General features: G+C 35.7%; 5 protein-coding genes. 1 reads left to right on the top strand and 4 read right to left on the bottom strand.

Going from position 1 to position 13,616, the window contains the following annotated elements:
* Positions 1 to 18: 18 nt before the first annotated feature.
* Together ATO12_RS26365 and ATO12_RS11040 are read right to left on the bottom strand one after the other, a co-directional pair.
* On the bottom strand, positions 19 to 3,507 hold the full coding sequence (locus ATO12_RS26365) for an Ig-like domain-containing protein (RefSeq protein WP_051575754.1): 3,489 nt from the start codon (positions 3,505 to 3,507) through the stop codon (positions 19 to 21).
* Between the two features lie 211 nt (positions 3,508 to 3,718).
* Positions 3,719 to 6,808, bottom strand: a complete 3,090-nt coding sequence (locus tag ATO12_RS11040) for a glycosyl hydrolase family 18 protein (protein ID WP_051575755.1) — start codon at positions 6,806 to 6,808, stop codon at positions 3,719 to 3,721.
* A gap of 338 nt (positions 6,809 to 7,146) precedes the next feature.
* Here ATO12_RS11040 and ATO12_RS11045 point away from each other — a divergent pair, with 338 nt between their 5' ends.
* Positions 7,147 to 7,857 (top strand): LytR/AlgR family response regulator transcription factor, encoded by a 711-nt coding sequence (locus tag ATO12_RS11045; protein ID WP_034241877.1) that lies wholly within the window; start codon positions 7,147 to 7,149, stop codon positions 7,855 to 7,857.
* 290 nt (positions 7,858 to 8,147) lie between these two features.
* On the opposite strand, the gene ATO12_RS11050 is transcribed toward ATO12_RS11045, so the two are convergent.
* Positions 8,148 to 10,760 carry a glycosyl hydrolase family 18 protein gene (locus ATO12_RS11050; RefSeq protein WP_081802039.1) on the bottom strand — a complete coding sequence of 871 codons (2,613 nt, stop codon included), beginning with the start codon at positions 10,758 to 10,760 and terminating at the stop codon, positions 8,148 to 8,150.
* 91 nt (positions 10,761 to 10,851) lie between these two features.
* Positions 10,852 to 13,527: a glycoside hydrolase family 19 protein gene (locus ATO12_RS24855; RefSeq protein WP_081802040.1), complete on the bottom strand. Its 2,676-nt coding sequence runs from the start codon at positions 13,525 to 13,527 to the stop codon at positions 10,852 to 10,854.
* Positions 13,528 to 13,616 lie beyond the last annotated feature (89 nt).

A 13,616-nucleotide genomic window follows, 5' to 3' on the forward strand; every position in this document is an offset into this window, starting at 1 on the left:
TTAGAAAATTAAAACAAATTACTCTCTAATTATTTTACCCGTTGTCTTGTTTTTGGAAACTGTAATCGTATAAAAATACATTCCCGATTCTAGTTCACCGATATCAAAACTCTTAACACTTTCTCCTCTTTGAAGCCTGTCATTTTCAATACTATAAACTTCAACCCCATTCGTATTAAATATCTGGAATCTGAAATAATCAGAACCTGATTTAGAAATGGCACTATCTAAAGCAACGTTAATTACGTTTCCAGAAATAGGATTAGGAAATACCTTCCCTATACTATTTTGTGCATTAGCAGCTCTGGCACCTAATCCATTTAAATATGCTCTATGACTCGAAGAAAAAGTAGAATTATTTACCAAATCCCAATTTATAGACCAGGTCATTAAACCTCTAAAACTAGGATATGTAGAATTGGTAGTATACGTTCTTCCAGGATACGAAGTTCCCTTAATCAAATAATCAAGAGCTTGTTGTACAACTGCTTCAGAAGTATATCCGCTTCCTGCTGCTTGAGTAGTAGCGGGCAACCCAATCGCAACCTGATCTGCTCTAAGGCCAGGGAACGTAAGTCCTGTTTGAGCAACCGGGAAACCAGTAATTAACATTTCTGCCATAGCTACATGAAAATCTGCAGTGGCTGGCTGATATATTTTTCCATCTCTACCAAACATAGAACCTGTATTATAGTGCTGAACATGGATATAATCCATTTCATTACGTAATGCATGAATTACAGGCAAATACGCTCCAAAAATTCCAGAATAATTTCCATAAGCACCTTGTACATAGGCTGTTTCTGGAGCCATGCTTAATATAAATCTATTTGCCCCAATATTGGTTCTAATAACTTTTGTAGCCGAAATAAGGTTTTTGATTTTTGCTGTAGTTGGATTCCTAAAATCAGAATCTCCGCTATCCAGTGAAAGGGAGCTTCCTTCCAAATCTATATCCAATCCATTGAAACCATATGTATTGATAATATTGGTCATAGAACTTATAAATAAATTCTTTTCTGCTTCACTATTCAATTCTACTCTTGCATTAGCACCTCCAATAGAAATTAGTACTTTTTGTCCTCTACTCTTTACAGTAGCAACATCATCTATAAAAGCCTGAGTATTTCCATTATAAATACTATATGGACTAAATTGCATATCGGCTGTACTTCCTGCTTTAGGTTCTGCAAATGCAACACAAATCACATCCCAATCTCTGGATACTTCGCTCAGTCTTGGAGTAGTAGAGCCATTATCAAAATTATGCCAGTATCCTACCAATATTTTTCCTGGTAAATCATTATTTCCTCCTCCTGTACTACTTCTAATTACAACTGGATCAGAAGTGGTTTGGTTATTCTCATTATCGGTTGCTACCGCAGTTAAAGAATAACTACCAGATTGTGCATTGGTAATGGTATAAGAATACGGATTGGTAGTGTCTTCTCCTAGTTTTGTAGTGCCATTAAAGAACTCTACTTTAGTAACGGTTCCATCATCTGTTGCGGTTGCGTTAACAACAACTGAACTACCTGCAGTATATGTTGCTCCATTTGAAGGCGATGTGATATTTACTACAGGAGCACCGCCTGTTCCTCCTCCACAATCACCTGTTTTTGACCAGGCATCCTGCCAATGAGCTCCGGTACCTGGTGCATATGCCCATGCTGCTGCAGAAGAACACCACCCAGGGATATTACATTTAAACTTCTCTCCTTCGTTTTGTACTTCCTGATCTTTGCTATATGAAGTTCCTGCAACATATTGTGGTAACCCATCACAATTACCATTTCCTACTGTAGTTACAGAAATCGATATCGCAGAAGATGTTGAAGTAGCTCCACTATTATCAGTAGCTTTTGCTGTTAATGTATAATTTCCTACAGAAGCATTAGAAATTGTATATGTATAAGGGCTACTAGTATCCTCTCCCAGTTTTGTGGTTCCATTAAAGAACTCTACTTTGGTAATAGTTCCGTCACTATCAGAAGCATTTGCTGTAACAGAAATTGAAGTCCCTTCGTTAAAAGAGTCATTATTATTGGGCGAAGTAATCGTAACTGTTGGAGGAGTATTATTAACTCCATTAACGGTAATATTTATTACAGATGATGTAGTCGATGCTCCCTGGTTATCGGTTGCCTTGGCAGTTATTGCATAATTTCCTGCAGAGATATTTTGCCAAACATATTCGTAAGGACCAGAAGCATCTTCTCCTAGTTTTGTGGTTCCGTTAAAGAATTCTACTTTAGATACTGTACCATCTGTATCTGCTGCATTAGCAGATATTGTTACAGATGCTCCTTCCTGAAACGAGCTATTGTTATTTGGAGAAGTAATACTTACCGTAGGACTCATATTAGGAGTACTACCGGTACAATCTCCTGTTTTTGACCAGGCATCTTGCCAGTGCGCGCCAGTACCCGGTGCATATGCCCATGCCGCAGCAGAAGAACACCACCCAGGAATATTACATTTGAATTTTTCTCCTTCATTTTGTACTTCCTGATCTTTGCTATACGAAGTACCTGCAACATATTGTGGTATTCCTGAACAGTTTCCTCCTCCGGTATCAGCAAGTGTAGTTGCAGTTGCAGTATTACTAAAATCAGATTGATTATTTGCAGCATCCTTTGCTTTTATTCTAAAAGAATAAGAAGTGTTTGCTGTTAAGCCAGTTACTTGATAAGAAGTACCAGTTGCAGTCGCAACAATAGTATTTCCTTGATATATATCATATCCCGTTACAGCTACATTATCGGTAGCGGCATTCCAGGCAAGATCTACTGTAGTTTGTGTAGCATTTGATGCTCCTAGACCAGTAGGAACAGAAGGTGCCTGTGTATCAGTATCTCCTCCATCAAAATTGATGTCACTAGTCGAATAAAATGCCTCTGGGCTGTCTGATCTTTGCCAAATACTATAAATAACATGTTTACCCGTCCTAGCAGGAAGTGTTACCGGAATATTAACAATCCTTTCTGCTGCACTTGGTGGTGTTCGTACTAAAAGTTCAAGGCTATCCCACGTTAATGGCTGGTCGGGTGTCCAGCTTGCTTTGGTTATATAAACTTCATAATAAGCAGTTGCATGAGGAGCATGATTTGTCCAAGTAACTGTAAATGGTCCTGGAGAAACTTTTGTCGACACCCAATCAGATCTAACTTGATCCATGCCTCCGTATTTTTCAGGCCTTCCACCGCTAGCCAGATTTCCATCCATCACATATTGCTGATGATTACCATTAGCATTCGCTTGATTAATTTCACTCCAATCATATAATGGCTGTGTACCATGAGAAGCTACTGCTGCAACACAAGCCGCAGAATCCGGACTTTCAGGGTCTTCCTGAAAACAATTCCAAACACGACTTGGTGGGTATGTTACTGTGCCATGGGGGAAAACAGATAGAATTACTGTTAGAAATAAGGTCGTACAAATTAACTGTCGCCATGAACAATTAATTTTAATAAAATTTACTGAGTTTGTGTGTGTTTTAAACATGGTTTTACTATTTAAGTGTTATATCGAAATATACAAGCACTCGAATTGACGAATTTTGAGACTCAAAAACATCAATACGCACAATGGGTTGATAAATAATTCAACCCATCAAAAAATCTGTAATCGTAATTTATATAATAAGATTCTTAATAGTAGTAACCATAAAAGGGTAGAAGAAATACCCTTTTATGGTTACAAAAACTATTTTAAATTAATTTGATACTTTCATCTTACCATATTCTTTTTCTTTTCCTATAGTAATCGTATATAAGTACAAACCAGTTTTTAGAGAACTAATATCAAATGTTTTACCATTCTTCCCATTCATCACATTATTTTCAAAATCTAATAACTTAGTTCCGTTAAGGGAATGTACTTCAAATCTAAAATTAGAGTTAGATTTTCCTGAATTTATCATCACATTTATGATACCATTTTCAGTTGGGTTCGGAAATACGCTTACCGCAGAATTTCTTACTGTGCAATCTCCTGTCTTTGACCAAGCAGATTGCCAATGAGCTCCGGTACCTGGTGCATATGCCCATGCTGCTGCAGAAGAACACCATCCCGGAATATTACATTTAAACTTCTCTCCTTCATTTTGTACTTCCTGATCTTTACTATATGAAGTTCCTGCAACATATTGTGGTACACCATCACAACTACCATTTCCTCCACCAGTAGTAACCGAAATTGATATCGCAGAAGATGTTGAAGTAGCCCCTTCATTATCAGTTGCTTTAGCTGTCAATGTATAACTTCCCACAGATGCGTTAGAAATTGTATATGTATAAGGACTGCTAGTATCCTCTCCCAGTTTTGTGGCTCCATTAAAGAATTCTACTTTGGTAATAGTTCCGTCACTATCAGAAGCATTTGCTGTAATATCTACTGAAGTCCCTTCTACAAACGTAGTATTATTAGCAGGTGATGCAATACTAACTGTTGGAGGAACATTATTTCCACCTCCATTATTATCACAAGGCCCTATCTTTTTCCATACTCCATCAGGGTTTGAATTCGTTTCTGGGTTTTGGTTTTGTGTCCACCATTTAGCCTGGTAATGTACATTATTGTATTTTACATCTTTACCTCCGGTGTATACCTCTGTAGCAGACCAGGTTGGAAAATTACTACAATTATCTCCACCTGTACTACCATTCACAGTTACAGAAACGCCAGAAGATACTGTTGTTGCATTTTTATCATCTGTTGCTTTTGCAGTTAATGTGTAGTTTCCTTTAGCAACATTTGCCCATGAATATTCGTATGGTGCTGTAGTATCCTCTCCTAATAGAGTTGTACCATTATAAAATTCAACTTTTGTAATACTACCATCAGCATCAGGATCTGATGCATTTGCTTTTATGACAATAGTAGTTCCTTCTGTAAAGGTAGCATTATTAGCTGGTTCTGTTATATTTACTACAGGTGGTGTGTTTGTACCACTACCATTTACAGATATAGAAACCGCAGAAGAAGTTGTCGAGGCATTACCATTATCGGTTGCCTTTGCCGTTAAAGTATAATTACCTGCAGCAACACTCGCCCACGAATATTCATATGGTGATGTTGTGTCTTCTCCTAATTTTATACTACCATTATAAAATTCGACTTTAGTAATAGTTCCATCGCTATCTGCTGCATTTGCGGTTATGAGAACTGTGTCTCCTTCTGTAAAAGTAGCATTGTTGGCAGGAGCAGTTATATTAACTGTTGGAGAAACATTTCCTCCTGATCCTCCATTAGCAAAAACTTCATTAATTTTATTCACCAAAGGAGATTTTACATCAGACCATCTTTTAAGTTTTCTACCAAAAGAAGTTGCTGTACCTCCAAATTCAAGATCACCATAGACTGTCCAAATAATGGTCCCGGCAAGCTCATTATCATTAATAAACTGAGCTTTAATACCAATAGATTCTTCGTCATCATAACTCAAAAAATACTTCCCATTCACCAAATAAGGAACTTTGGCTTCGTCATCCCATTTTCTGGTCCATCCACTATTAGGGGATAAAGCTTTTTGTTTGATAAAGAAATAATTTGGTGTACCATCATATACTTCTTTTGGCCAATTTGTATAATCTGCTGCCGTTTGTATAGGTCCATCGGGTTGAACAGTTTCTGCTCTTTTTACAGTTTTTACATTAAGATCTGCATTTCCTTCGGTAACAACACCTCTACCATAGAATGGAGCTCCAAAACATATTTTGTTTTTAGGAACTCCTGCTTCAACAAGTTTTTGTAAAGTAGATTGCCAATTAAAAAAAGATACTTCTGCATCAGTATATGGGTAAACAGGAGCATTATGTCCTGCTTTATTAGACCAACCACCATTATAATCATAAGTCATCATGTTAAAGTAATCCATATTAGCAACTACTCCAGACCAATTAAATCCATCCAGTTTTCTTGGATCTGCAGCCATAGCCGATGTAATTAATTTTGTAGGTCCTATAGCATTACGAATTTCTTGTAGTAAAGATTCAAAATTCGCAAAATCTGCCTGACTACCTGTAAAATTCATTCCTGAAAATGGTCCTGGATATTCCCAGTCTAAATCAATTCCGTCGAAACCAATATTGATTAATCTTTTACAGTCTTCAATAAATTTTGCTCTTTTTACAGGATCGGCAGCCATTTCTGGGAAATGTTTACACATACTCCATCCACCAATCGATGCCATCACTTTTACTCCTTTTTGATGTGCAAGATCTAGTAATCCCGGAGCTCCATTTTCTTTTTTAAGAGGTAACGGTAACCCTCCACTTAATCCCCAAACCGGGTGTGTCCAGGTACTAGCCCCAACCTCTACTTGAAATCCTTGAGCTTCTGCACGTCTTTTTATATCTTCATTTACATAGTTTACATATTCTAATTCTCCGAATAAAAGATGTAAATCCCAACTGCTATACAAATCTGTATAAAATAAATCAGCAGGTTCTTGTGTTACACCATCTTGATATATATTCTTATTTCTATGATCTCCACTATGTAAAGAACCATCACGAGCTACTCCAAAAAATGAATAATTTAGAATTGTGTATTTAGAATAATCAATATTTAAATGTGTGAGTGCTCCTGCTTCAGGCACTCCAGCTTTACTATTTTTCCAGGCATCCCAGTTGGTAATATATCCTATAATCTGTTTTTGATGATCAGAAGTGGTAGCACTCCCTCCTGTGTTCACTTGTGCAAAAGCAATGGTTGAAATGCACATAAAAATAAAAAGCAAAGATGTTTTCAGATACAAATCTAGAAAACGCCTAGCCTTAAAAGTTTGGTTTAATTTTTTCATAATTTCTTACCTTAAGTTATAAATGGTTTGTGTTATTATTTACGAAAACGTTGTAGTTTTCAATGAAAAAGTAGAAAGAACTCGGGGTTTAAAAAAACTAATTAGCTGAATGACTTAAAACTGTAGATTTTCAGAAGAAAAACAGGAATAAGATGCATTTTACTCATATTCTATAATTTCTATAGGAAAAAGAGATTATCTTAAAAAACCTTTTAAAAAGAAAACAATAAAAAAGAATAAATCAGGTTACATACCCAGATAGGAAATAAGAATTATTCATAAAAAAAAGAGCAAATAATTACTATTTATTTATAGAACAACCCCTAAAAAACTACAGAATGAAAGTAAGATGTCTACTCATAGACAATGACCCGTTAGCTATCAATACTTTAAAAAAACACCTGGCACATTTTGAACATTTCGAGATAGTTTTTGTATGTAATAATGCTGTTGATGCCTTTAATTTTATTCGTGAAAATTCGATTGATTTAGTTTTTGTCGATATTTATACACCTATGGTTAATGGATTAGAATTTATTAAAAACATACACAATCCTCCTCTTATTATTATTACTTCTTCTGATGAAGATTATGCTGTACAAGGATTTGAATTAGGTGTTATTGATTATTTAATAAAACCAATCTCTTTAAAAAGATTAGTAAAATCTTTACATAAAATATCCAGAACATTAAATACTGTAAACAAACTGCCTTATACATCCTCATTAGAAGATCATATTTTTATTAAAGTAGATAAAAAAATGATCAAAATATATTTTGAAGATATTTTATACATAAAAAGTCTTAAGGATTATGTTATTATAAAAACAGATCATAAAGATTATGTAACGCATTATAACTTATCTGCAATTACCAGACTACTACCAGAGTATCTTTTTATAAGAATCCACAGATCATATACTATCGCTATTAATAAAATTAAGGCTATTGATAAAAATTGTATCGAAATTGAAGATAAATCGCTCCCTATGGGAAGAAATTATATAAAAAAGGTTAAAGGTACTATCATAAATGGGGTTACCGTTTAAATCAAAAAAGATCCGGGATATACCCGGATCTTTAGTATGTATAAATGACCAGCATCTATTCACAACATAACAAACAAAATTTTAAGTAGCGAGTACAACCAAAAAGAAAACCAATATTACAGAATACTAAACCGTTGTTTTTATAAAAATGAGGTTTTAGAGGTTTATATTATGGTTGATACGTCTGCCAAATCAGGGCCCTAGAATGCGTCTGTTAAAAAATCGTTGAGCTTGTGTTAGCTAATCAATGTTTCAGGACCCGTCATTTGGCAATTTTCTATTACTTCATTTTATTTTTTAATTACTTTTTTGGTGATTACTTCTCCACCAATATTAATTTTGTAGATATAGATTCCACTTTTAAGAGTCGATAAATCTTGTGTAAAATCTCTGCTTCCTGTATATTCTCTTAAAGATTTTGTATGCATTAATTTACCATAGATATCATATACATCAATTTTCACCCACGACACTTCAGGAACTGTTATCTGATATTTTATAACATCATCTACCAATGTTTGAAATGCAACAGAAGACATATTTGGATTACTCTGAACACAGTCTGAAACAAACTCCCACACAGAGCTACTACCAGGGGTCTCTCCTTCTGTCCACCATTTGGCTTTGTAGATTTTTTGACTATGGTATACTTTATCTCCACTATTATAAGCAATAGATGTTACCCATTGTGGAGATCCACAAAAATCTCCACCATTAGAACCACCGCTACAACTAGAAACAAATTCCCATACAGAGCTACTTCCCGGAGTTTCTCCCTTTGTCCACCATTTATTAGTATAGAGGTTACCGTTATAGCTTACTTTTTGCCCTGCTATCGCATATACTTTATCAGCTTGCCATTCTCCTATTCCATCACAGCTTCCTCCCGCTACTTTTTCTTTCACAGTAAACGTAACAGTTGCCTCTGTAGATAGCCCTTCATTATCTGTAGCCGTAATTTTATAGGACACTTCACCAAAAGCAGTAGGAGTCCAGTCTGTAGTATATAGAGTACCATTTGCAGTTGGAGTAATTTCAATATTGTTTACCATAAATTTCACAGAGCTTACCTGATTGTCATCTGTTACTGTGGCTTTTAACTCAATTGATGACAATGCTGTTTGCTCTATAACATCTGCATCTTTTGGTGTGATTAGAGTTATTGATGGAGGTGTGTTACCTCCCACTACTTTCTTCTTTACTGTAAAAACAATTGTCTTTTCTGAAGTTGCATTTTTATTATCTGTAGCAGAAGCAATAAGCGTTACTTCACCAAATGCTGCAGGAGTAAAACTGGCTGTATAGTTACTTCCATTTGCTGTGGCGCTAATATTAGTAGTATTATGCTTAAATACAAAAGATTGAATAGTCCCATCTGAATCTGTAGCACTGGCTTTTAGTGTTATCGGAGACAATTCTGCCAATTCGATAACTTGCCCATTTGTGGGAGCTTCCCACACTACTGTTGGTGAATTGTTTATAGGATCGGTGTTTCCTGCAGCCTCATTTACTGCTTTAAGAATACTTGAAGGTGAATTATATTCGGTATCTTGGGTAAGTTCCCATATAATCAACCCCTGATGCCCATACTGCTTAGAATATTTAATTTTTTCTGCAGCTAATTTTGGTGTGTTATAGTATATTTTTTTTCCATTTTCTCCTATGTATCCTCTTAATTTTTTAGGATCCTTAGGGTCATAAGTTGTAGCTGCATTAGCAAAATCTTTTATGATATCCTTATAAGGAACAAATTTAGCTCCATTTCCTCCATCAGGTTTTTTTTCAGAAAAATCATAACCATACACTGGTAATCCGAAAGCTAGTTTGGCTTTTGGTACATTAAATCCTCCTGCATGATTCCAGGCTGGTGCGGCAAATCCCATCCAATATTCTAATGCATCTTGTGCAGAATAAATTGGATTATCTGCTGTTTGCCCTTGATAAGTCCCTGGTTCTACTTTATAAAGAGAAGAATGAGGTCCTTCTGGAGATTTATCCCATGATCCTGTAAAATCATAAGACATAAGACCAATCCAATCCATATAGTCTGCCATACCATCATCATAGTTATTTCCGTACCATGAAGTTCCAAAAACAGCGGCAGTAATTAACTTATTAGGTATTTTGGCTCTTAATTTCTGGCTTAATTTTGTTAACCCAATACCTGCGGGGTGAGGACCTTTATCAGCATCTCCCCATTTGCTACCTCTTACTCTTCCTCCCTGATCTGAAGTCCCGCTAATGGCTGGGTCTGCCCACCAACATTCCATATCCAAATCAACACCATCCAGATCATTTTGAGTAACATAATTAGCAATCAATGTTGCAATTTCATCTAGTTTGCTATCGTTGTTTTGATATTTGGTCATTAACCATAGAAATGCATAATCGGTAGCTCCTCCTAATGCAACAGATACTTTTACTCCTTTGGCTTTAGCTTTTTGAAGAACTCCCAAATCGTTAAGAACAGAATCTACTTTTCTAGATTGAAACTCATCAAAAGATATAGAAGCAAAGTTTGAGCTGTTATAATCGTTATTATTTTGCTTAAACATCAAAAAAGAAATATTAAGATGTGTTACTACCTCTGGATTAAATTTATTTTTGATATCATAATCAGCAACCCAGGTGGGCAGATATCCTATAATTCGCTGTTTTCCAGAATAATCAGGACCTAGTCCACCATCACCACATGGTCCTATTAGTTCCCAGGAACCAGCTCCAGGAGCATCATTGGTATAGTATTTACACTTATAATTATTATTATTATAAGAAACTTCTTGCCCCTGTTTATAAGGGACTTTACTTGCATCCCACTCTGGAGAACAGGCAGGAAAAGTGTATTGTGCATGCATCAATAGCGCACAAAAAAACATAAACAAAAATGTATAAAAATTTTTCATGATTAGTGTGATTAATTAATTCGAGTTTTTATATGTATAATCGGGTAGCTAAATCAGTAATAGATAACTACCCGAAATAGTTCCTTAGCAGTTAATTTTTAAGGATTTTCTCAAAATAAACATCGTCATTTATATATATTTTAAATACATAAAGACCTTTTTTGAGATTTGACAGATCGTGCGTAAATGATTTTAGTGTCTTTGTATGGACCCCATTAAATGATTGCGTACTTATCAATTTTCCAGAAAGATGATATAAGTTAATCTTTACCCATGATACATTATCTGTTTTTATTCTAAAGTTTACAATATCCTGAGTTACAGTAGGGAAAACAGAGTACTTATTTGAAGTTATATCAACATTACTTTTACCGCAAGTTCCGGTTTTTGTCCAGGCCATTTGCCAATGCGCTCCTGTACCGGGAGCATATGCCCATGCTGCTGCAGAAGAACACCACCCCGGAATATTACATTTAAACTTCTCTCCTTCGTTTTGTACTTCCTGGTCTTTACTATACGAAGTTCCCGCAACATATTGTGGCAGTCCTTCACAATTTCCATTTCCTCCACCACTAGTTACCGTAACTGTTATTGCAGCAGAGGTTGAAGACGCTCCTTTATTGTCTGTCGCCTTTGCGGTTAATGAGTAATTTCCTACTATAACGTTTTCGAATGTAAAACTAAAAGGGCTAGCGCTACTTTCTCCTATTTTACTGTTATTATTAAAAAATTCTACCTTCGCAATCGTGCCGTCGCTATCTGATGCATTTACTGTGATAGGAATCGAGGTTCCTACTTCAAAAGAAGTATTATCTCCCGGAGAAGTTATACTAACAGTAGGAGCGTTATTATTTCCTCCTGTTGTTTTTTCTTTTACAGTAAAAGAAATTGCTTTTTCTGACGTATTATTTTGATCATCTGTAGCAGATGCTATAATCGTAATTTCTCCGAATGCAATTGGTGTAAAGCTAGCAGTATAGATATTTCCTGAAGCGGTAGGAGTAATATTAGTACTATTATACTTAAAGATAAAAGATTGAATAGTTCCATCGGTATCAGTAGCACTGGCTTTTAGGGTAATTGGAGCAAGCTCTTTTTGTTCTACAACCTGCCCACTACCTGGCGATTCCCAAGTTATTACGGGGTTACTCCCATTAGAAACACCGCATTCTTTTACAAATTCCCATACAGTATCGCTTCCTGGGACATTACTACTATCTGCATACCATTTGTTTCTATAGACTTTATTATTGTATTTTACATAGTTATTCTTGTCCTTATAAATTCTTGAAGCATTCCATTCGGGCACTTCCTGGCAATCAAGATTTACTCCATCCCAAATAATAACTTTAATTTCTGATGTTGCCGTTATACCATTTTCGAATACCGCATTAGCGCTTAAAACATGGCTTGTATAACTAGATGGTGTCCAACTGAAGGTTACTCCATCAAAAGTTTGATTTCCTACAGTTGTAGTAACACTTACTAATTTTGTGTTTTTTTCGTCTATAGATAAACTTACCGAAATTGGAGAAAATGTAGATTGCTCAAACATTTGATTATTCTTGGGGCTGGTAAATGTTACTTGAGGTTTTTGCGCACAGGGTTCTGCGGTTAAATCAGCAGAGTCTCCTCCATACTTAGACATATCTTTACATCCACAATCAGAAAGATCATGAACTCCATCCATATCTGTCCCTATTTGATAGATGTCTGTAAATCTTTCATAGTACCCTATTCTATCTAACACCTGAGGCTTTTCTGTACCTTGTCCACATTCTACGCCTCCATTAATAATATTTACAGTCATCCCTAATCCCGGAATTCTATTTTTGGTTTTGTCTAGCTCATTAGGAGTCCATTTGTTCACCATTACATCATGAGCAGATGGTTTGGGGTATTGAGGTGTCATCCAAAACCAAATGGCAGTCTGAAAAGCCAAAGCAGCATCTTCTATTACTTTTTCTGGATGATTCAAAAGTATTTGTTTGTCTCCAAATATAAATTCACTTGCAGGGCCGTAATTATAATTATATGATAACTGTATGGGGCCTCTGCCCTTGTATGATTTTCCTGGAGTTGGAGGATAGTTTGTATCGGGAGAAGCATAAGAAGCATTCGTAGGCTCTTCACGAAAGTGTAACCCCCATGAAAATTGTCCTCCGGGAGCGGTTGACCACCCCCCTGTAGTCTCGTGAGAGATATTAGCAAAAAAAGCTGTGATTTCTCTTTTTCTGGTTTCAAGGCTTCCTTCTCCCAAAAAAGATCCATAATCTACTTTTTGAGTAACAATTTCTTTATCAGCATTTCTTGGTGCATCAAAATCTACATCGGTTCGAATCACTTTTGATACTCCTGTAGTCTTATCTACACGTGTAATTCTATACGCATTCGTACCGCACCTTCTTTCAAAGGTCACTTCGATTTTACTCATTCTATTAATAGCCTCGATAAAAGATTCGAAAGTATAAAAATCATCTTTTGGATCTAATACCCAAACACCACCTCCGGTGTCTTTGGCACCAAAACGATACGGGAACAAGGTGTTCCATAAATCTTTATTTATCAAATCATTAACCTGATACAATGGATTTATGGTCAAAGATTTATCTAAAGAAGAAGAATCAGTTATTCTTGATACCCCGGGATATATATCATCATTAGAAAATGTTAGGTTGATAGTTAAGAGTAATACGGTAAAAATCATTAACCATGATTTCCTGCCTAAAACCCTTTGGTTTTTTGGAGTGGTGAGTTTGTGTGTCATTGTTAAAACAATTTTGTGTTAAGCTGTTGGTTTTCTTCAAGTTATTAAAACCCTGATCTCAAAATACCACTTTTACGTCCTCTTGGAGA

This window comes from Aquimarina atlantica, assembly GCF_000626715.1.
In the GTDB taxonomy this organism is placed as follows: Bacteria; Bacteroidota; Bacteroidia; order Flavobacteriales; family Flavobacteriaceae; genus Aquimarina; species Aquimarina atlantica.

Bases quoted from the DNA above. Each gene is read 5' to 3' on its own strand.
- ATO12_RS26365 (WP_051575754.1), bottom strand. From the start codon at position 3,507: ATGTTTAAAACACACACAAACTCAGTAAATTTTATTAAAATTAATTGT.
- ATO12_RS11040 (WP_051575755.1), bottom strand. From the start codon at position 6,808: ATGAAAAAATTAAACCAAACTTTTAAGGCTAGGCGTTTTCTAGATTTG.
- ATO12_RS11045 (WP_034241877.1), top strand. From the start codon at position 7,147: ATGAAAGTAAGATGTCTACTCATAGACAATGACCCGTTAGCTATCAAT.
- ATO12_RS11050 (WP_081802039.1), bottom strand. From the start codon at position 10,760: ATGAAAAATTTTTATACATTTTTGTTTATGTTTTTTTGTGCGCTATTG.
- ATO12_RS24855 (WP_081802040.1), bottom strand. From the start codon at position 13,527: ATGACACACAAACTCACCACTCCAAAAAACCAAAGGGTTTTAGGCAGG.